General features: G+C 61.8%; 21 protein-coding genes. 9 read left to right on the forward strand and 12 right to left on the reverse strand.

All coding sequences use genetic code 11. From position 1 onward, the window contains the following. The first annotated feature begins 27 nt into the window (after positions 1-27). Positions 28-1,347: a phosphate regulon sensor histidine kinase PhoR gene (gene phoR, locus K8B33_RS06725; protein ID WP_223424832.1), complete on the forward strand. Its 1,320-nt coding sequence runs from the start codon at positions 28-30 to the stop codon at positions 1,345-1,347. A gap of 109 nt (positions 1,348-1,456) precedes the next feature. Next, positions 1,457-2,401 carry a hypothetical protein gene (locus tag K8B33_RS06730; protein WP_223424835.1) on the forward strand — a complete coding sequence of 315 codons (945 nt, stop codon included), beginning with the start codon at positions 1,457-1,459 and terminating at the stop codon, positions 2,399-2,401. 54 nt (positions 2,402-2,455) lie between these two features. On the opposite strand, the gene K8B33_RS06735 is transcribed toward K8B33_RS06730, so the two are convergent. From K8B33_RS06735 to K8B33_RS06745, 3 genes are read right to left on the reverse strand one after another with little or no spacing between them, the layout of a single operon-like run. Then, positions 2,456-2,821: a VOC family protein gene (locus K8B33_RS06735; RefSeq protein ID WP_223424837.1), complete on the reverse strand. Its 366-nt coding sequence runs from the start codon at positions 2,819-2,821 to the stop codon at positions 2,456-2,458. Positions 2,822-2,868: 47 nt separating this feature from the next. Further along, the gene (locus K8B33_RS06740) at positions 2,869-3,666 is read right to left on the reverse strand and encodes an AraC family transcriptional regulator (RefSeq protein ID WP_223424839.1); all 798 of its coding nucleotides are present in this window, start codon (positions 3,664-3,666) and stop codon (positions 2,869-2,871) included. 25 nt (positions 3,667-3,691) lie between these two features. Continuing rightward, positions 3,692-3,901, reverse strand: a complete 210-nt coding sequence (locus K8B33_RS06745) for a SlyX family protein (protein WP_223424842.1) — start codon at positions 3,899-3,901, stop codon at positions 3,692-3,694. A 282-nt stretch (positions 3,902-4,183) separates the two neighbouring features. On the opposite strand from K8B33_RS06745, the gene K8B33_RS06750 reads away from it, so the two are divergent. The 3 genes from K8B33_RS06750 (at position 4,184) to K8B33_RS06760 (ending at position 5,360) form a co-directional block, all read left to right on the forward strand. Continuing rightward, entirely contained in the window at positions 4,184-4,747 is a 564-nt protein-coding gene (locus K8B33_RS06750) for a TMEM165/GDT1 family protein (RefSeq protein WP_223424844.1), read from the forward strand. A 90-nt stretch (positions 4,748-4,837) separates the two neighbouring features. After that, the gene (locus K8B33_RS06755; protein WP_223424847.1) at positions 4,838-5,104 is read left to right on the forward strand and encodes a type II toxin-antitoxin system Phd/YefM family antitoxin; all 267 of its coding nucleotides are present in this window, start codon (positions 4,838-4,840) and stop codon (positions 5,102-5,104) included. Further along, complete coding sequence (locus tag K8B33_RS06760) at positions 5,097-5,360, forward strand: Txe/YoeB family addiction module toxin (protein WP_223424850.1); 264 nt, start codon at positions 5,097-5,099, stop codon at positions 5,358-5,360. Before K8B33_RS06755 ends, K8B33_RS06760 begins: the two co-directional genes overlap by 8 nt. A gap of 12 nt (positions 5,361-5,372) precedes the next feature. Here K8B33_RS06760 and arsH read toward each other — a convergent pair whose 3' ends face one another. The 9 genes from arsH to K8B33_RS06805 form a co-directional block, all read right to left on the reverse strand. Further along, positions 5,373-6,089 carry an arsenical resistance protein ArsH gene (gene arsH / locus K8B33_RS06765; protein WP_111655361.1) on the reverse strand — a complete coding sequence of 239 codons (717 nt, stop codon included), beginning with the start codon at positions 6,087-6,089 and terminating at the stop codon, positions 5,373-5,375. Then, positions 6,082-7,152 carry an ACR3 family arsenite efflux transporter gene (gene arsB / locus K8B33_RS06770; RefSeq protein WP_223424852.1) on the reverse strand — a complete coding sequence of 357 codons (1,071 nt, stop codon included), beginning with the start codon at positions 7,150-7,152 and terminating at the stop codon, positions 6,082-6,084. The genes arsH and arsB overlap by 8 nt, the downstream gene beginning before the upstream one ends. Beyond that, the gene (locus tag K8B33_RS06775; protein ID WP_223424855.1) at positions 7,152-7,649 is read right to left on the reverse strand and encodes an arsenate reductase ArsC; all 498 of its coding nucleotides are present in this window, start codon (positions 7,647-7,649) and stop codon (positions 7,152-7,154) included. The genes arsB and K8B33_RS06775 overlap by 1 nt, the downstream gene beginning before the upstream one ends. Before the next feature lie 24 nt (positions 7,650-7,673). Then, a complete protein-coding gene (locus K8B33_RS06780) occupies positions 7,674-8,021 on the reverse strand; it encodes a metalloregulator ArsR/SmtB family transcription factor (protein WP_223424857.1) in 348 nt (115 codons plus the stop codon). 135 nt (positions 8,022-8,156) lie between these two features. Further along, positions 8,157-8,882, reverse strand: coding sequence for a phosphate signaling complex protein PhoU (gene phoU, locus K8B33_RS06785; RefSeq protein ID WP_223424859.1), 726 nt, complete (start codon positions 8,880-8,882; stop codon positions 8,157-8,159). 26 nt (positions 8,883-8,908) lie between these two features. Further along, the gene (pstB, locus tag K8B33_RS06790; RefSeq protein WP_396020966.1) at positions 8,909-9,802 is read right to left on the reverse strand and encodes a phosphate ABC transporter ATP-binding protein PstB; all 894 of its coding nucleotides are present in this window, start codon (positions 9,800-9,802) and stop codon (positions 8,909-8,911) included. Between the two features lie 45 nt (positions 9,803-9,847). Beyond that, the gene (gene pstA, locus K8B33_RS06795) at positions 9,848-11,524 is read right to left on the reverse strand and encodes a phosphate ABC transporter permease PstA (protein WP_223424861.1); all 1,677 of its coding nucleotides are present in this window, start codon (positions 11,522-11,524) and stop codon (positions 9,848-9,850) included. A 12-nt stretch (positions 11,525-11,536) separates the two neighbouring features. Then, on the reverse strand, positions 11,537-13,834 hold the full coding sequence (locus K8B33_RS06800) for an ABC transporter permease subunit (protein WP_223424863.1): 2,298 nt from the start codon (positions 13,832-13,834) through the stop codon (positions 11,537-11,539). A gap of 202 nt (positions 13,835-14,036) precedes the next feature. Beyond that, positions 14,037-15,008 carry a PstS family phosphate ABC transporter substrate-binding protein gene (locus K8B33_RS06805; protein WP_223424866.1) on the reverse strand — a complete coding sequence of 324 codons (972 nt, stop codon included), beginning with the start codon at positions 15,006-15,008 and terminating at the stop codon, positions 14,037-14,039. Positions 15,009-15,232: 224 nt separating this feature from the next. On the opposite strand from K8B33_RS06805, the gene K8B33_RS06810 reads away from it, so the two are divergent. The 4 genes from K8B33_RS06810 to K8B33_RS06825 are packed head-to-tail and all read left to right on the forward strand — an operon-like array spanning position 15,233 to position 18,570. Next, entirely contained in the window at positions 15,233-15,814 is a 582-nt protein-coding gene (locus K8B33_RS06810) for a TRAP transporter small permease subunit (RefSeq protein ID WP_223424869.1), read from the forward strand. Next, on the forward strand, positions 15,805-17,187 hold the full coding sequence (locus K8B33_RS06815) for a TRAP transporter large permease (protein ID WP_223424871.1): 1,383 nt from the start codon (positions 15,805-15,807) through the stop codon (positions 17,185-17,187). The genes K8B33_RS06810 and K8B33_RS06815 overlap by 10 nt, the downstream gene beginning before the upstream one ends. A 29-nt stretch (positions 17,188-17,216) precedes the next feature. After that, positions 17,217-17,615 carry an acyl-CoA thioesterase gene (locus K8B33_RS06820; protein WP_223424873.1) on the forward strand — a complete coding sequence of 133 codons (399 nt, stop codon included), beginning with the start codon at positions 17,217-17,219 and terminating at the stop codon, positions 17,613-17,615. Between the two features lie 13 nt (positions 17,616-17,628). Further along, a complete protein-coding gene (locus K8B33_RS06825) occupies positions 17,629-18,570 on the forward strand; it encodes a substrate-binding periplasmic protein (protein ID WP_223424875.1) in 942 nt (313 codons plus the stop codon). Positions 18,571-18,632: the final 62 nt, after the last annotated feature.

Here is an 18,632-nt window from a genome sequence, read left to right on the forward strand (position 1 = left end):
CCCGAGCATGAAGGCAACGGAGAGCCCGTGACGCCCACACTCCGCAATGAAATACGCCGGCTTGCGCTGATTCTGATCGCTGCACTGGTGCTGTCGTTGCTGATCGACAGCATCTGGCCCGCCTTCATCGCCATGCTTGGCTGTGTCATGTTCAGCACCCGGCAGCTGATTCGTCTGAGCCGATGGCTGATCTCCTACGAGCGCGACCAGTCCGCACCGCCAGAAAGCAAAGGCGCCTGGGGCGACCTGTTTGACCGCCTGTATCACCTGCTGCGCCGGGAGAAGAGCGCCCGAAACGAACTGGAATTCCTGATGACCCGGGCCGAGAGCTCCATCACGGCCCTGCGCGATGCCATCGTGGTGGTCGACCGGCAGGGGCGTCTGGAGTACTGGAACCGCGCGGCGGACAAGCTGCTGGGTTTCAAGGCGCCCCATGACAAGCAACAGACGCTGACCAATCTGGTGCGCGACCCGCGTTTCGCCAGCTACCTGAAAGAGGGCAGTTTTGACCACCCGCTGACACTGCCCTCACCCGCCGACGAACACCGCATGCTGGAGTTCACCATCACCCGCTTCGGCGCCGGCGACTGGCTGGTGATCGTGCGCGATGTGACGCGGCTGCATAATCTGGAGCAGATGCGCAAAGACTTCGTCGGCAATGTCAGCCACGAACTCAAGACCCCGCTGACCGTCCTCAAGGGCTATCTGGAAACCCTGATGGATTCGGTGCCCGCAGAGCAGAAGCGGATTCACCGGGCGCTGTTGCAGATGAACCAGCAAAGCCAGCGCATGGAAGCGCTGGTCAATGACCTGCTGTTGCTGGCCCGGCTGGAAGGCACTGAAGCGGATCTGGACACCCAGCGCCTGGCCCTGGCCCCGATGCTGCGGCGGCTGCGCCAGGACGGCCTGGCCATGGCCACGGACAAGCAACAGGACATCCAGCTGGAAGTGGCACCCGGCGCCGCGCTGCTGGGCAACCCGGCGGAGCTGCACAGTGCCTTCGCCAATCTGGTGACCAATGCCGTCAAGTACACCCCGGCGGGCGGGAAGATCAGCATCCGCTGGTGGGAGGACGCCAGCGGCGGCCATCTGGCGGTCAGTGACGATGGCATCGGCATCGACGCCGAACATATTCCCCGGCTGACGGAGCGCTTCTACCGGCCGGACGCCAGCCGCGTCACCCAGACCGGGGGCACCGGGCTGGGTCTGGCCATCGTCAAGCATGTGCTGCTGCGCCACGACGCCACCCTGACCATACAAAGCCAACCCAACCACGGCAGCACCTTCACCTGCCACTTCCCCGGCCATCGGCTGGCCAGCGAAGACGCGGCGGCGATGACATCATGATGGCGAGCGCTTGATCTGCTAGGCTGATTCCAGACACGAGCATGCCGGGTTCAGCGGCCACCGTGTCAGGGAGAGCACTTTCCGGAGAGCACCACATGGAGCGCACCGCATGATGACAGGAACCACCCGCCTCATCCTGCGTTGCCTGCGCATCCGCGCAATCACCTGCACACTCGCCTGCGCACTCACCTGCATCATGCTGCTGCCTGTCACCGCCTTACAGGCGAATGACAACCAGGCGGATGACAGCAACGGCACTGCACCGCTGATTGATACCGACACCGTACTTGCTGCCATCCGCAATGCGGGTTTCGACGCGCCGGTCCACGTTGAGTCACGCCAGGACAATGACACGGTGGCAGGCGGCATCCATGTGCTTCTCGACACGCCCTTCGAAACACTTCGCAGCACGCTGTCGGACAAACGGGTCTGGTGTGAAATCATTTTTCTGCATTTCAACATCAAGGCCTGCGTCATGGATCTCGGTAACGATCCGACCACTGTCAGCCTCTATACCGGGCGTCTGTACTACCAGAGCCCGGACGATGCGCACCGCAATGATTATGTCTTTGAAACATTCAGCTTTCAGGATGATTATCTCAACACCGTCCTGTACGGCCCTGAAGGTCCGTTTGGCACCCGGGATTACCGCATCGTGATCCAGGCGGTGCCCGTCGATGCGAACACCAGCCTCGTGCACGTCAGCTACTCCCTGCGCCACAGCATGGTCACCCGCGTCGCGCAGCGCATCTATTTTGCCTCGGCCGGGCGCCACCGCATCGGCTTCAGCCTTGATGACAATGGCGAGGAGCCAGTGCGAGGTGTACGCGGCATGGTGGAGCGCAACACCATGCGCTTTTATCTGGCGCTGGAATCCTTCCTGCAGGCCCCCGCACAGGACGACCATATCCAGCGACTGAAGCACTGGCATGCGCTCACGGAACAATACCCGGACCAGCTCCGCGAGCTGGATCTCGAGACCTACCTTGATTACAAGGCCCGGGAACGGGCGAACCAGAACACGCTACAGCGCGCAGCCAATGAGCAGGGCTGACATGCCGGACTGACATGCAGGGTCGGCATGCAAGGCCGGCATGCAACCACCGCATCAGGTGGCGCGTGTCACGATGTCCACTCCGATTCCGTTGGGATCAATGACGGAAAAATGCCGATCCCCCCAGTCCTCATCCCGCAGTGACACAGCGATGGGCACACCCAGTGCGCTCAGGCGCGCATGTTCGGCATCCACATCGTCCACATCCAGCGTGAACCAGACGCCCTGCCCGGGATACGCCCCGCGAAACACCGGCGCCTGTTGCGGCAACTCCGGCTGCATGAAGCCCACTTCGCTATCACCAAAGCGCAGCACCACACACCAGGGCTCATCGAACAACACATCGCAGCCAAACAGCCGCACATAAAAATCTCTGCTTTCTGTGACTTTTTCCGTGATGATACCGCTCCAGAGATGCATAGCTTGCCTCCTGTTATCCGGGTTATATCGGTATCACCATGATGCCGTCAGGATGGATCAGGCTCTTGCACAAATGCGACATCGGGCCGGCGCAAGTGGGCGGGTGTCACACCCAACAGCCGGACACAATCCCGATTCATATGACTCTGGTCGCTGTAACCTGCACTGCAGGCCAGCGCCGCCAGCGAAATCCGGTGTGCGGTATCCGCGGCGAGCTGCCGGGCCGTCCAGCGCACGCGCTGGATGGCGCTCAGGGTTTTGGGGGAGACACCGACTGCCTCATGAAACAGGCGCTGCAACTGGCGCACGCTGATGCCAGTGTCTGCCGCCAACGTGGCCACCTGCCGTGGCGGGGCAGTACGACTGCAACGGGGCGCTTCCCAGGGCTGGCTCAGCTGGCGCAGCGCCTTGTCCAGCCGCGTCGGCAACGGGCAATCATGGCGCAGCTGATCGAGCAGGGCGTTATCCAGCCGCTGGAAAACATCGACAGCACCGGCCTCCGCTTCATCGATCTGTTCAACCAAGGGCGATAACGGAAATCGCGTCAGCGTCTCTGCCGGCAAGGCGGTATTGGTCAACGCACCGGCCGGCGCCGTAAAAAAATGCCGCGCCTGACCGGGGCGAAAACAGATACCCAGATAATCGTGCCCTGGTGCCAGCGCAATCGTGACCGGGGCCGTGGTGGTGCCATACAGCAGTGCATGCCACTGGCCACCATGCAGCGCCAGCACCAGATCCACACAGCCGTCCGGCAGCACGCTGAAATGCGGCGCGCTGTTGTTGCGGCTGAGCCAGTAATGGCTGACAAATTGCCGCAGACGCGGATCAGGCAGGTGTGCGTACATGGCGTGCTAATGGTTCAGCAATGACTCAGTAATGCGGCGGCGCTTCGTCTTCCGGCGCCTGCATGCTTTTTACCACCTCGGACATGTCGCTGAAGTGCTCGATCAGCCCCCGGCAGGCTTTCTCCAGCTGGTCGATCTTGTGCTGCTGCGCCGCGACGATGTCATTGAGGGCCTGCACCAGGTCTTCCTGATAGGCCAGTTTGGTTTCGATGTCTACCAGACGGGTCGCGTCCATGGGCATGCCTCCAGCATGAGTCAGATAACCCCATTATGCCTGAGCAGGGGTTGGCCTGCGGCACGGTTTGCCGGTATATTGCGATCCGTTCCGGGGGAGTAGTCGCTGCCTCGATCGTATTGCAGAGAGCCGTCAACATACTTGCCCCACAGGGCATGGCGTCTCTACCCCGTCGGCCACGGCCGCCGGGACTGACAAGACCCGGGACACAGGCACCGCTCCGGCGGGACGGGTGCCTGTGTCCCGTGTCCATCATTCAGTCCCGCCTCTGGATAGATCATCATGCTGGCCGAAGCCTTTGTTATCTCTACTGCGCTGATTGCTATCGGTGAAATCGGCGACAAGACACAACTCCTCTCGTTCGCCCTGGCCCAGCGCTATCGCGCACCCTGGCTGATTCTGGCCGGTATCTTGCTGGCCACGCTGCTGAACCATGGCCTGTCGGTCTGGCTGGGCGCCGCATTGGCCGGGCTGTTACCCACACAGATGCTGATCTGGCTGCTCGGTGGCAGCTTCATTCTGCTGGGCCTGTGGATGCTGATCCCGGACAAGGACGAGGAGGTCGGCAACGGTCGCCGCTGGGGCGCCTTTACCGCCGCCTTTGTGCTGTTCTTTCTGGCAGAGATTGGCGACAAGACCCAGGTGGCCACCATCGCCCTGGCGGCACGCTTCCCCGAGGACTACTGGGCCGTGCTCAGCGGCTCCACCCTGGGCATGGTGGCCGCCAATGTGCCGGTGATCTGGCTCGGCGCCCGCCTGACCAACCCGCGTATCGAAACCTGGGCCCACCGCATCAGCGCCGCCCTGTTCATCCTGTTCGGTGTGCTGACGTTAACGGGGTTGTAGTACGCTCTCCTGCCACAACCTGTACAGAAGGCTGGACATGTTTTGCCCATGCGCTAAACTGGTACAACTTTCCGTACAGGTAGACACGCCATGAAAATCATCTCGTTTACTGAAGCCCGCAATGGCCTCAAAAGCGTTCTGGATGGTGTGGTGAACGATGCGGACACCACCATCATCGCCCGCCGCGACGCCGAGGATGCCGTGGTCATGTCGCTGGAGTACTACAACAGCCTCATGGAAACCGTGCACCTGCTGCGCTCCCCCGCCAACGCGGCTCACCTGAGCGAATCCATTGCCCAGTACCGCGCCGGCCAGGCACGCCAGCGCACGCCCTCAGGAGAAGCACTGGATGACTGACCGCCTGTTGTCATGGACTGACGAAGCCTGGGCCGACTATCTCTACTGGCAGGGCCAGGACAGGAAAACCCTGAAACGCATCAACAGACTGATCCACGAGGTCTTGCGAACACCCTTCGAGGGCATCGGCAAACCCGAACCTCTGCGGGAAAACCTGTCAGGGTTCTGGTCACGCCGCATCGATGACACGCACCGGCTGGTCTATGCGGTGGATGATGCGGCCATCACGATCATTTCCTGCCGTTACCATTACTGAAACGCCATCCGCTCAAAGCGCTCGCTGGTTGACGCGGGCCATCAGTTGTTCGGCGCTTTCCTTGCGCTCGGAATAGCGGTCAGTGAAATAATCCACGCGGTCGCGGGTCAGCAGGGTGAACTTCATCAGCTCCTCCATGACATCCACGATGCGATCGTAGAAGGGGGACGGCTTCATGCGATCGTTGGCGTCGAACTCCAGATACGCCTTGGGCACCGACGACTGGTTCGGAATCGTCAGCATGCGCATCCAGCGGCCCAGCACGCGCAGCTGATTCACCGCGTTGAACGATTGCGAGCCACCACACACCTGCATCACCGCCAGGGTCTTGCCCTGGGTCGGGCGCACCGCACCCAGCGACAATGGAATCCAGTCGATCTGCGCCTTCATGATGCCGGTCATGGCGCCATGGCGTTCCGGCGAGCACCAGACCATGCCTTCGCTCCAGCTCACCATCTCGCGCAGCTCGGCCACTTTCGGGTGGCTGGCGTCTTCGCTGTCCGGCAACGGCAGACCGGACGGATCGAAGAGGCGCGTCTCAGCCCCCATGGTCTCCAGCAAACGCGCGGCTTCTTCCGTCACCAGGCGACTGAAAGACCGTTGCCGCAACGAGCCGTAGAGCAACAGGATGCGCGGCTTGTGTTGGCCGGGCGCGGCCGCGAAAACCTGTTCGTTATCCGGCAGCCGGAAGCTGTCACTCGCCAGATTGGGCAACTCTGCATTACTCATGCTCTCTTACTCCTTCAACGACACCCTTGCCGGATACCGACGGCGCGCCGTCGAACCAGTGACGGGTGCGGTTGGCAAACGCCACCAGGGTGAGCATGACCGGCACTTCCACCAGCACGCCCACGACGGTCGCCAGCGCGGCGCCGCTGTGCAGACCAAACAGGGAGATCGCCACAGCGACCGCCATCTCGAAAAAATTGGACGTGCCGATCAGCCCCGCCGGCGCCGCCACATTGTGCGGCAGCTTGAGCGCCCTGGCGCCGCCATAGGCGATAATGAACACGCCATAGCTCTGTATCAGCAGCGGCACAGCAATCAGCAGAATAACGAAGGGGTCACTGACAATGGTCGGTGCCTGCAAGCCAAACAACAGCACCACGGTGCCGACCAGCCCCATGATGGACAGCGGCTTTACCCGGGACAGGAACAGGTTGACGCCGTTGACACCTCCCCGCTGGGTGAGCAGGCGGCGCGTATAGACACCGGCAATCAACGGCAGCACCACATACAGGCCCACCGAGAGCAGCAGGGTTTCCCAGGGCACCGTGATGTCGGTCATGCCCAGCAGCAACGCCGCCAGCGGCGCAAACGCAAAGATCATGATGATGTCGTTGATCGACACCTGCACCAAGGTGTAATTCGGATCACCCTTGGTGAGCTGGCTCCAGACAAACACCATGGCGGTACAGGGGGCAACGCCCAGCAGGATCATGCCCGCGATATATTCCGTGGCGGAAGCCGGATCAACCAGATCGGCAAACAGCACGCGGAAAAACAGCCAGCCCAGAGCGGCCATGGTGAAGGGCTTGATCAGCCAGTTCACCACCAGCGTCAGCCAGATGCCCTGAGGGCGTTTGCGGATATCCTTGATGGCGGTGAAATCCACTTGCACCATCATCGGGTAGATCATCGCCCAGATCAGCACCGCCACGACCAGGTTGACGTGGGCGTATTCGATCCCCGCCACGGCAGAAAATACGCCGGGGATCGCCAGCCCGAGACTGATGCCGACCAGAATGCCCAGCCCGACCCAGACGCTCAGAAAACGTTCGAAAACACCCATCAGTCGCACCGCCGTTGAATCGCGTCCAGTTCACCGGCCAGCTCTGTCGGACTGAGCTGTGCCAGCGGCAGCGCCAGCAAGGCCTCAATGCGGCGGGCCATCTGCTGATAGGTCAGTTCGAACGCGCGCTCGATCACCGCCGCGTCCGCACCGGAGTCTGCAACATGCGCCGGGTCCGGCACCCCCCAGTGCGCCTTGACGGTGTCGCCAAGCCAGACAGGGCAGCTCTCGCCGGCCGCGTTGTCGCAGACGGTAATCACCAGATCCAGCGGCTGGTCCTCGAAGGCATCCCAGGACTGGGAGCGCGGGTCCTGCACCGGCACATCGTGGCGCGCCAGCACCGACAGTGCATGGGGATTGACCTGCCCCGTGGGCGCGCTGCCCGCACTGAATGCCTGCAGGCGCCCTGCACCCAGATGATTGGCCAGCGCCTCCGCAATGATCGAGCGGCACGAGTTGCCGGTACACAGGACGAGTATTTTCAGGGGCAGCTGCATGAAGGCTCCTTGTAGTGCGACAGGCTATGACAGGGCGACGGGGGGCGGACAACAGCCCTGGGCGCGGCGTATCAGATCAGGATGCGCCAGCGTCGCGGCGGCACACAGTTCGCCGATGACCCGGCCTGCCCACTCCGGCAGCTCCGGATTGAGGCGGTAATGCACCCACTGTCCGGCGCGTCGACCGCTGAGCAGGCCACAACTGCGCAACTGCGCCAGATGCCGCGACACCGTGGATTGCGGTGCGTCGAGGGCCGCCACCAGATCACACACGCACAGCTCGCCGAAGCGCGCCACCAGCAGGGTGGCCTGCAGGCGGGTCTCGTCGCTGAGGCATTTGCACAGCATCGCCGGGCTGAGTGACAGGCTCATGGTCTGAAGGCTCCCGCGTTATTTGATCCGTATATTCGGATAAGCGGATATATAAATCAAGCCCCTGCCCCGACCAACGCTGTCGGTCAGGGCAATCGGTCGGGGCAGTGAATCAGGGCATGCAACCCGGGGCGCTTAGCGCTTGCCGGGCTTGCGCACTTCTTCCTGCATCTTCTCGCTGGTGATGTGCCGCACGTCCTTGCCCTGCACCAGGTAGACCACCTGTTCGCAGATGTTGCGGGCGTGGTCACCAATCCGCTCCAGCGAGCGCAGGGTCCACATGACGTTCAGCACGCGGGTGATGGAGCGCGGATCTTCCATCATGAAGGTCACCAGCGAGCGCATCGCGGAACGGTACTCCAGGTCCACCTGGTCATCTTCCGCCGCGACTTCCACGGCCTTGTCCACGTCAAAACGGGCAAAGGCGTCCAGTGCATCGTGCAGCATGCGGCGCACATGCGCGCCGATATGCCGTGCCTCGACGTAGCCGCGCGGGGATTCACCCTCTTCCGCCAACTGAATCGCCATGCGGGCGATCTTGGCCGATTCATCACCGATGCGCTCAAGGTCGGCAACCGCTTTGGAAATGGCCACGATCATGCGCAAGTCCGACGCTGCCGGCTGACGCAGGACGATAATGCGCGAGCATTCCTCGTCGATCATCATTTCCAGCTTGTTGATGCGGTCCTCGACCTTGAGCACGTTCTCCGCCATGCCGGTGTCGCCTTTCAGCAACGCGTCCAGAGAGTCGGCGGCCTGCTTCTCCACCAGTCCGCCCATTTCCATCAGATGGTTGCGCACCGCCGTCAGGTCCTTGTTGAACTGCTGTGATATGTGATGCTGATAATTATCCTTGTCCATGATCTGGCTCTCTCTGTGTGCTGCGCTTAACCGTAGCGACCGGTAATGTAATCTTCGGTGCGCTTCTTCTGCGGATTGGTGAACAGGCTGTCGGTATCGCTGTACTCGACCATCTCGCCCATGTACATGAAGGCGGTATAGTCGGACACCCGCGCGGCCTGCTGCATGTTGTGGGTCACGATCACGATGGTGTACTGATCCTTGAGCTCGTTGATCAGCTCCTCGATCTTGAGCGTGGAGATCGGATCCAGCGCCGACGCCGGCTCATCCAGCAGAATGACCTCAGGCTCAATGGCGATAGCGCGGGCAATCACCAGACGCTGCTGCTGGCCACCGGAAAGGCCGAAGGCGTTGTCTTCCAGACGATCCTTCACCTCATCCCACAGTGCCGCACCGCGCAGGGACTTCTCCACCACTTCATCCAGCACACGCTTGGATTTGCCCCCCTGCAAGCGCAGGCCGTAAGCCACATTCTCGTAAATGGATTTCGGGAAAGGGTTGGGCTTCTGGAATACCATGCCGATCTGGCGACGCAGCTCTGCCACGTCCACGCCGCGGGCATAGATATCCTTGTCATCCAGCATGATCTTGCCTTCGATACGGCAGATATCCACCAGATCATTCATGCGGTTGAAGCAGCGCAGCAGCGTGGATTTACCGCAACCGGACGGCCCGATGAACGCCGTGACTTTTTTCTCGGGAATGACCAGATTGATGTCCTTGAGCGCCTGGTCATTGCCATAGAACAGATTCAGATGCTGGACATCCATCTTCAGTTTTTCGTTGGCCAGATTCAGCTGCGGCGCGCCACTCTGGCGCAGCTGGCTGGCGTCGAACCCGTGACTGCTCTGCTCTGTGGATGTCATGGCATCATTTCCATTCTGTTTGCGATGTGTATCTGATGTGCTTGATTCGGACATTTGTCTGCTCCTGTCTGCGCGGCGACCTTGCGCTTGAACATATACTTAGTCGGATTCCGCGCGGTACTTTTCGCGCAACCGGTTTCGAATGCTGATCGCCGTGAGATTCAGCACCACGATAATGCCCACCAGCACCAGAGCGGTGGCATATACCAGCGGCCGCGCCGCCTCGGCATTCGGGCTCTGGAAGCCGACATCATAAATGTGGAAGCCCAGGTGCATGATCTTGCGGTCGAGATGAATGAACGGGAAGTAGCTGTCCACCGGCAACGTCGGTGCCAGCTTCACCACCCCGACCAGCATCAGCGGCGCCACTTCACCGGCAGCCCGTGCAATCGCCAGAATCATGCCGGTCATCATCGCCGGTGTCGCCAGCGGCACGACCACCCGCCACAGGGTTTCAGCCTTGGTCGCACCCAGCGCCAGCGAGCCCTGGCGAATGGTGCTGGGAATCCGCGACAAGCCTTCTTCGGTGGATACGATAACCACCGGCAGTGTCAGCAGCGCCAGCGTCAATGACGCCCACATCAGGCCGGGCGTACCGAATGTCGGCGCCGGCAAGGATTCAGGGTAGAACAGCTGATCAATGCTGCCACCAATGGTGTAGACAAAGAAGCCCAGACCAAACACCCCGTACACAATGGACGGCACACCCGCCAGGTTGTACACGGAGATTCTGATGGCGCGCAACAACGGCCCTTGTCTGGCGTACTCGCGCAGGTAAATAGCCGCCAGCACACCGAACGGCGTCACCACCAGGCTCATGATGAAGACCATGGTGACGGTGCCAAAAATGGCCGGGAAAATACCGCCTTCAGTGTTCGCCTCCCGTGGATTGCCGCTCATGAATTCCCAGAAGCGATCCACATAATTGGCCATCTTGCCGAACAGGGACAATTGATTGGGCTGCGTAACGCGCACGATATCGCGCAGACTGATACGCATCTCCCTGCCATCTGCCGTCAACGCCAGCAGGGTATCCCGGCTGGCTTCGACATTCAGTTGATCCAGACGCTGCTGAATCACCGCGTACTCATCATCCAGCGCCTGGCGGCCACTCTCCAGTTCAGCAACCCGTGCCGCTTTTTCCTCTTCCGAGAGGCGATCATTGAGTGCGATGCGGCGGGAGCCCAGCCGGATCTGTTCCATGCGGTAGTTGATGTCGCCGATATCGCTGCGTTCGATCTTGTTGATCTCATCACGGATGCTCAGCGCGCGCGCCATGCGGTTGCGCAGTTCGACCATGACTGCGTCGCCCTCGGCCACGATGACATCGCCTTCCAGCACCGCCCGGGGCAGGCCATAGAAATTGCCCCACTCGCGCCGCTCTATCACTACAGCGTCAGCCGGCCTGCTCATCTCGCCCATGGCGGGCTGCAGGTACCACATGAAATCACGGCTGGTCACATCCCGGTTACCGCGTTTGATCAGGAAGCGGGTAACCAGATCATCCGGCTGCGCCAGATCCGGGCGGCCGGAATCAATCACGATAGTGCCGGCCAGTGTCTGACTGCGCACCACCTCGCCCATGACCACTTCCTGCGTGCCATCACGCTGCGTGTAGTCAAACTGCACAATGGGTGCCGGCCAGAAATGCGCCAGACCGCGTACCGCAATCAACCCCAACAACCCGGCGACCATCACGATACTGAGCGCGACCGCCCCGCCGTTCAGCCAGATCCAGGGGGTGCCACTTTTAAACCAGCCTTGTTTCTTGCTCATGGGATCCCCCGATCAAAGATTGCTGTAGCGTGCGCGCAGACGCTGGCGCACGATTTCGGCAATGGTGTTGACGACAAAGGTCATCACCAGCAACACCAGCGCAGCCAGGAACAGGACGCGGAAGTGGGTGCTGCCGACCGCCGTTTCCGGCAGCTCTACCGCCACGTTGGCGGACAGGGTGCGCATACCTTCGAAGATATTGAAGTTCACCACCGGGCTGTTACCGGTGGCCATGACAACGATCATCGTCTCACCGACAGCTCGGCCGAAACCGATCATCACCGCGGAAAAAATGCCCGGGCTGGCCGTAGGCAGCACCACACCCATCACCGTCTGCCAGGACGTGGCGCCCAATGCCAGCGAGCCCTGGGTCAGATGTTTCGGCACGTTGAATACCGCGTCTTCGGCAATCGAGAAGATGGTCGGGATCACGGCAAAGCCCATGGCGATACCCACCACCAGCGCATTACGCTGGTCATAGTTGATGCCCTGGTCCGTAAACCACTGGCGCATGGAACCATCGAAGAAGTACAGCTGAATGTACGGGCTGGACGCCACACACAACCAGCCGATGCCGAGCACGACAGGGATCAGCACTGCGGCTTCCCAGCCTGCCGGGACATAGTTCTTGTACTCCTGCGGCAGGCGGTACCAGATATAGCCGGCCAGCAACATGCCCAGCGGTAAACCGAACAACATGGTGAACACCACCGGCAAGTTATCTTCCACAAACGGCGCCAGCCAGAGGCCTGCCAGGAAACCGAGAATCACCGTGGGCAATGCTTCCATGATTTCGATGCTGGGCTTGACCACACCACGCATGCGCGGCGTCATGAAATAGGCCGAGTAAATGGCGCCCATGACGGCTACCGGCATGGCGATCAGCATGGCAAAGAATGCTGCCTTGAGCGTGCCCACCGTCAGCGGCACCAGACTCATTTTCGGCTCGAATTCATCGGTGGCGGAGGACGCCTGCCAGACATAATCCGGCGCGCCACGCCCCTCGTACCAGACTTTTTGCCACAGCGCACGGAACGAGATCTGCGGATGGGGGTTGTCCACCAGGTGCGGGTGCACACCATCAAACTGATCCACCACCAGCATTCGGCCGTTGATCGGCGAGATGGCAATGCGGCCTATCGGCGCGTCGATCACACGCTCCTGCAGCAGCGTGCGGCTGGACGTGCCGAAGTGGATACCGAGGGAGCCATCCGCCGCACCACTCAGGAAGCCCTTGCGGGTGTACTCGGTATCGATAAATGTCACCGGCGCATCGTGCGGTATGAAGCTGCGCATCCGCGCGAGGCTGTACCGATTCTGATCGTCCCGCACCAGTTGCCACTGCGCCAGCGAACCGTCTTCACCACCAATCACCAGTGATACGGTGCCCACCATGAACGCCATGCTGGTCAGTTGCTTTCCGCTGTCGATGACCCGGCGGCGCTCCACCATGGACGGGTTGTTGACGTCGGAAATATTGTAGTAGGCCACATAGCCCGCCGGGTCGGCGATAAACACGTTGCGCTGGCTGTTATCCACCAGAATCCGCGTCACCGCATGCGGATAGGTCGGCATTTCGGTGCGGGTGGCAGACACGCGCACATCACCGGAGAAGATATTGCGCTGGGTCCGGTAGGCATTCACCAGCAACCGCTGATCAGCGGTGCGGGCGACTGCTACCGTACCGCGGCTGCTTTCCTGGATGGCGATCTGGGTCAGTGCCTGGCCCTGTTCATCCACATCCACGGGCGCCTCGCCCAGCGGGTAGGTGACCTTGGGCACTGTTACCCGGAAGTCCTGCGGATAGGTCAACTCGTATTCGATCTTGGCGACCATCAGCTGGCCATTGCTCAGCCCGAACGCCAGCACGCCATCACGCTTCTCGCCGTAACCGAAGCTGGTCACCTCGGTGCCTTCCGGTAGCGGCACCGAGAACTCGCTGCGCACTTCACCGGAGTCTGCTTCGAAGAAGATGATGCGGCCATCGCGGGTGACCTGCGTGCCGATTTCCTGGTAACGGTCCAGGGTCACGTGCAGGGTTTCCGTTTCCGGGCCGGCCGCCGGCAGGGCATAGCCCAGCTGCGGTGTCACCGAGACGGAACGCAGCAAGGGGGTCACTTCACTGAACAGGTAAACGAAGATCAGCGCCAGCGCGCCAACCACACCCATCCCGGCCATGGAAATGCCGAACGCAGAGAGTTTGTCATTGATCATGCGCCGTCGGCGCTGCTTCTTGCGCGCATCAGCATCGGGCAGCAGATGGCGAAAGCCTCTGTTTTCCGGAGCGTGGGCGTTCTGGGAATCGGTCATAGGTGATAATCCGGCAAGCTGAATCCGAGACCCGCAGACTAGACGCCTTAAATGACAGCAATGTGACAGCCGCTGTAACAAATGAATATCGCGTCATGATTGTTGGCCAGGCACGGCATCCACAACAGACACGGCACCCACAAAAAAAGCGCCGGGCATCACGCCCGGCGCTTTTACTTGTACTTCTTTTCAGATCAGAGACTTACAGGCCCAGCGCCTTACGGTGCCTGGCAGCCTCAGACTCAGGCAGGGGCACGTAGCCGTCACGCAGAACCACTTCCTGGCCTTCTTTTGACAGGATCAGTTTGACGAACTCGCGGGTGATCGGGTCCAGCTCACCGTTGGGCGCCTTGTTCACGTAGACGTAGAGGAAGCGCGCCAGCGGGTAGTCACCGGTTGCCGCATTCTCGGCCGTCGTGTCAGCGAAGGCATCGCCCTCTTCACGCGCCAGCGGGACAGTCCGCACACCGGAAGTGATGTAGCCGATACCGGAGTAGCCAATGCCGTTGATGGACTCGGCAACACCCTGCACGACAGCGGAAGAACCCGGCTGCTCATTGATGGTGGGCTTGAAGTCGCCATCGCACAGTGCGTTCTGCTTGAAGTAGCCGTAGGTGCCGGATACTGCGTTACGGCTGTAGACGGTGAAATCACGGTTTGCCCAGGCGCCGGTCAGGCCCAGCTGGCCCCAGCGGGTGATGTCTTCCTTGTAACCACAACGACGGGTCGCAGAAAACACAGCGTCAACCTGCGCCAGCGTCATGCCTTCGATGGGGTTGTCCTTGTTGACATAGACCGCCACCATGTCGATCGCAACCGGTACCGCGTAAGGCTTGTGGCCGTGACGGTTCTCGAAAGACTGGATCTCGGAGTCACGCATGGCGCGGCTCATCGGCGCCAGGTTGGCAGTGCCTTCGGTGATGGCCGGCGGTGCGGTGGAAGAACCAGCGCCCTGCACCTGAACGCGCACGTTCGGGTAGAACTTGTTGTATTCCTCAGCCCACAGGGTCATGAGGTTGTTCAGGGTATCGGAACCGATGCTGTTCACGTTACCGGAAATGCCACCCACGCGCTGGTAGGCTGGCAGTTTCGGATCGACGTCCGCCACGGCAAAGCCGCTGAAAGTGGTGGTGATGGCTACCGCAGCAGCGGTAAGAGCCGTACGCAGTTTCATAGTGATCTCCAGGTTTCCCCAATCGTTTAGGCACGCAGATGCCCTGCGCTTGATCCGGGACTATAGGGGGCCATTATGAAGATTCCATGACACCCGGACATAATCCGGGCGCACGACATTATTTATGCCGGGATGTATGCCGGGCAGACGTCGGGCCGGGTTGAGATATACTGCGCCGTTGCCGCACGGCACACGACACGATCATCAGAAAAGGCGGGGGGCGCATGTTGGCGGGAGGATTGCGGGCAGCACTGGCGTTGCTGGAAGGCATCAGCCTGCTCACCGGCCGGTTGGTCAGCTGGCTGGCACTGGGCGTGGTCGCCGTCATGATGGTCATCGTGGTGCTGCGCTATGGCTTTGATATCGGCGGCATCGCCTTGCAGGAATCTGCCCTGTACCTGCACGCAGCGCTGTTCGTGCTGGGCGCGGGCTACACCCTGGCGCGGGACGAGCATGTGCGCGTCGACATCTTTTACCAGCGCCTGGGGCCACAGGGGCGTGCTCGCATCGATCTGCTGGGCAGCCTTCTGTTGTTGCTGCCGCTGGCCATTACGCTGTTCGTCATGAGCCTGGATTATGTGCTGCTCAGCTGGGCGCGTGGCGAGGGCTCACAGGAAGCTGGCGGCCTGCCCTTCCTGTATCTGCTCAAGAGCCTGTTACTGGTGCTCCCCACCGTGCTGCTGATTCAGGCGGCCGCCGAAATGCTGCGCGCGCTGCTGGTGCTGACCGGGCACCCGGTGCCGCCGCGCGATGGCCGGCCCACCACGCCACAGCAGCCACAGCAGGAGAGCGAACCATGGCAATAATCGCCCTGCTGATGTTCGTCACGGTCTGTCTGGTGCTGATGGCGGGTTACCCGGTGGCGTTTACGCTGGGCGGGGTGGCATTGCTGTTCGCCTTTGCCGGCATGCTCGCTGGCGTGTTTGATCCCGGCGAGCTGGGGCTGATTCCCAACCGGTTGTTCGGCATTGTCAGCAACACCACCCTGATCGCCGTGCCGTTATTCGTGTTCATGGGCATGATGCTGGAGAAATCCCGCATCGCCGAAGACCTGCTGGGCACCTTGTCCCGTTTGTTCGGGCCACTGCCCGGCGGCATGGGCATCGCCATCATCCTGGTCGGCGCCCTGCTGGCCGCCAGCACCGGCATCGTCGGCGCCACCGTGGTGACCATGGGCCTGATTGCCCTCCCCACAATGCTACGCCAGGGCTACCACCCCGGCATCGCCAGCGGCCTGATCTGCGCCACCGGCACGCTGGGCCAGATCATTCCACCCTCCATTGCCCTGATTCTGCTGGGCGACGTGCTGGCCACCGCCTATCAGCAGGCGCAGCTGCGCCAGGGCCTGTGGTCCTTCGACAGTGTGTCCGTGGGTGATCTTTTTGCCGGGGCTGTGGTGCCCGGGCTGGTGCTGGTCGGGCTTTATGCGGCTTACATCCTGGCGGTCGCGCTGTGGCGCCCGCACTATTTGCCGCGCGTCACCCCCGCAGCCGCCGGCGACGCCCCGCAGCCCCCGCTGGCCCGCGCGCTGATTACCAGCCTGCTGCCGCCCTTGTTGCTGATCGTGGCGGTGCTCGGCGCCATTCTGACCGGCAAGGCCACACCCACCGAGGCCGCCGCCGTGGGCGCCACCGGCGCCACGCTGCTGGCCATACTGCGGCGCCAGCTGAGCCTGGGCCGCTTGCAAGACGTGATGCGCGGCACCGTCCGCGTCACCAGCATGGTCTTCATGATCCTGATCGGCGCGTCGGTGTTTTCCCTGGTGTTTCACGGCTACGGCGGCGGTGACGCCGTGGAGCGGCTGCTCACCGGCCTGCCGGGCGGCGCCTTCGGGGCCATGTTGATGGTGATGCTGCTGATTTTCCTGCTCGGCTTCATTCTCGACTTTATCGAGATCACCTTCGTGGTGGTGCCCATCGTCGCCCCGGCCCTGCTGATGCTGGGCCTGGACCCGATCTGGCTGGGCGTGATGATCGCTCTCAACCTGCAAACGTCCTTTCTGACGCCGCCGTTCGGCTTCGCGCTGTTCTATCTGCGCGGTGTCGCCCCCGCGACGGTGAACACAGCAGATATCTATCGCGGCGTGATACCCTTTATCCTTATACAACTGCTGATGCTGCTCCTGCTCGCGGTGTGGCCAGCGCTGGCCACCTGGCTGCCAGGGCTGGTATCTCGCTGACCCGACGACTGCACAACCGGAACAGAACAATGACTGAAGAGCGCGACGACGAACCACAACCGACCGGCGAGCTGGCCATCCAGACCATCGCCATGCCCCAGGACGCCAACTGGAACGGTGACATCTTCGGCGGCTGGCTGGTGTCCCAGATGGATCTGGCGGGCGCCGTCTGTGCCCGCAAAGCAGCCCGGGGCCGCGTCGCCACCGTGGCCATTGACGGCATGTCCTTCCTGCGCCCGGTGCCCATCGGTGCCGTTGTCAGCTGTTACACCGACCTGCTGGATGTGGGGCGCAGCTCCATGCGCATTCGCGTGGAAGTCTGGATTCGCAGCCTGGGCGAAGTGGCCAAGGTCACCGAAGGCCTGTTCACCTTTGTCGCCATCGACGAAACCGGCCGCACCCGCACCGTACTGCAGGAGAACACCTGACCGGGAGATCCCCATGCGCAGGCAGATGTTGTACCGAATGACCGCTCTGCTGCTACTTGCCGGACTGCCACACACGTCCGCCCTGGCCGAGGCCTTGCCCGAGCCGGCGGACAACTCCACCCACAACACCACCCACATCCGCCACATCGCGGTCGAGAACAGCCGCGACCAGCGCAACAGCTACTTCATCGCCATGCTGACGCTGGCGCTGGAAAAGACCCGCGACAGCCATGGCGCCTTTACGCTCAGCGCCACCCCGACACCCATGCCCCAGAGCCGCGCCCTCAGCGAGTTGGCCACCGGCCGCTCACTGGATGTTGTGTGGACCATGACCTCACAGGAGCGCGAAGCCGCGCTGACGCCGATTCGCATTCCCCTGGCCCGCGGGCTCGGCGGCTATCGCCTGTTGCTGATCCGCAGTGACGACGCCCCGCGCTTTGCCGAGATCAACGATCTGGCAGGGCTGCGACATATGCAGGCCGGGCAGGGACACGACTGGCCCGACACCGATATTCTTGCCGCCAATGGCATCCCGGTGCAGCGCGTTGCGGGCTATGAGCCGCTGTTCTTGATGCTGCAGCAACGGCGCTTCGATTTTCTTCCCCGCATGCTCAACGAGCCCTGGCAGGAAGTGGCACAGCGGCCCGACATGAATCTGATGGTCGAGCCTGAGCTACTGCTTTATTACCCCACCGCCACCTACTTCTTCGTCGCCCGGGATAACAGCGCACTCGCTGAACGTCTGACGGCAGGGCTGGAGCGCGCGCTTGCCGACGGCAGCTTCATGCGGTTGTTCCACGAGCACCCGGTCAACCGGCAGGCACTGGCGCAAGCCAATCCGGGCCAGCGGCGCCTGCTGGTGCTGGAAAATCCGCTGTTGCCGCCAGAGACACCGCTGGACGATCCACGGTTATGGTTCAGCACGGCGCACGGCCACCCGGCGGGCGCACCATGACACGGGGCGCGCCAGGCTGGCGCCCGAGATTGGCACCCGGCATTGATACTCGACATTGGCAC

Origin of the sequence: Alcanivorax limicola (assembly GCF_019931215.1) — a bacterium.
In the GTDB taxonomy this organism is placed as follows: domain Bacteria; phylum Pseudomonadota; class Gammaproteobacteria; order Pseudomonadales; family Alcanivoracaceae; genus Isoalcanivorax; species Isoalcanivorax limicola.

Bases quoted from the DNA above. Each gene is read 5' to 3' on its own strand.
- K8B33_RS06730 (WP_223424835.1), top strand. From the start codon at position 1,457: ATGATGACAGGAACCACCCGCCTCATCCTGCGTTGCCTGCGCATCCGC.
- K8B33_RS06735 (WP_223424837.1), bottom strand. From the start codon at position 2,821: ATGCATCTCTGGAGCGGTATCATCACGGAAAAAGTCACAGAAAGCAGA.
- K8B33_RS06740 (WP_223424839.1), bottom strand. From the start codon at position 3,666: ATGTACGCACACCTGCCTGATCCGCGTCTGCGGCAATTTGTCAGCCAT.
- K8B33_RS06745 (WP_223424842.1), bottom strand. From the start codon at position 3,901: ATGGACGCGACCCGTCTGGTAGACATCGAAACCAAACTGGCCTATCAG.
- K8B33_RS06750 (WP_223424844.1), top strand. From the start codon at position 4,184: ATGCTGGCCGAAGCCTTTGTTATCTCTACTGCGCTGATTGCTATCGGT.
- K8B33_RS06755 (WP_223424847.1), top strand. From the start codon at position 4,838: ATGAAAATCATCTCGTTTACTGAAGCCCGCAATGGCCTCAAAAGCGTT.
- K8B33_RS06760 (WP_223424850.1), top strand. From the start codon at position 5,097: ATGACTGACCGCCTGTTGTCATGGACTGACGAAGCCTGGGCCGACTAT.
- arsH (WP_111655361.1), bottom strand. From the start codon at position 6,089: ATGAGTAATGCAGAGTTGCCCAATCTGGCGAGTGACAGCTTCCGGCTG.
- arsB (WP_223424852.1), bottom strand. From the start codon at position 7,152: ATGGGTGTTTTCGAACGTTTTCTGAGCGTCTGGGTCGGGCTGGGCATT.
- K8B33_RS06775 (WP_223424855.1), bottom strand. From the start codon at position 7,649: ATGCAGCTGCCCCTGAAAATACTCGTCCTGTGTACCGGCAACTCGTGC.
- K8B33_RS06780 (WP_223424857.1), bottom strand. From the start codon at position 8,021: ATGAGCCTGTCACTCAGCCCGGCGATGCTGTGCAAATGCCTCAGCGAC.
- phoU (WP_223424859.1), bottom strand. From the start codon at position 8,882: ATGGACAAGGATAATTATCAGCATCACATATCACAGCAGTTCAACAAG.
- pstB (WP_396020966.1), bottom strand. From the start codon at position 9,802: ATGTCCGAATCAAGCACATCAGATACACATCGCAAACAGAATGGAAAT.
- pstA (WP_223424861.1), bottom strand. From the start codon at position 11,524: ATGAGCAAGAAACAAGGCTGGTTTAAAAGTGGCACCCCCTGGATCTGG.
- K8B33_RS06800 (WP_223424863.1), bottom strand. From the start codon at position 13,834: ATGACCGATTCCCAGAACGCCCACGCTCCGGAAAACAGAGGCTTTCGC.
- K8B33_RS06805 (WP_223424866.1), bottom strand. From the start codon at position 15,008: ATGAAACTGCGTACGGCTCTTACCGCTGCTGCGGTAGCCATCACCACC.
- K8B33_RS06810 (WP_223424869.1), top strand. From the start codon at position 15,233: ATGTTGGCGGGAGGATTGCGGGCAGCACTGGCGTTGCTGGAAGGCATC.
- K8B33_RS06815 (WP_223424871.1), top strand. From the start codon at position 15,805: ATGGCAATAATCGCCCTGCTGATGTTCGTCACGGTCTGTCTGGTGCTG.
- K8B33_RS06820 (WP_223424873.1), top strand. From the start codon at position 17,217: ATGACTGAAGAGCGCGACGACGAACCACAACCGACCGGCGAGCTGGCC.
- K8B33_RS06825 (WP_223424875.1), top strand. From the start codon at position 17,629: ATGCGCAGGCAGATGTTGTACCGAATGACCGCTCTGCTGCTACTTGCC.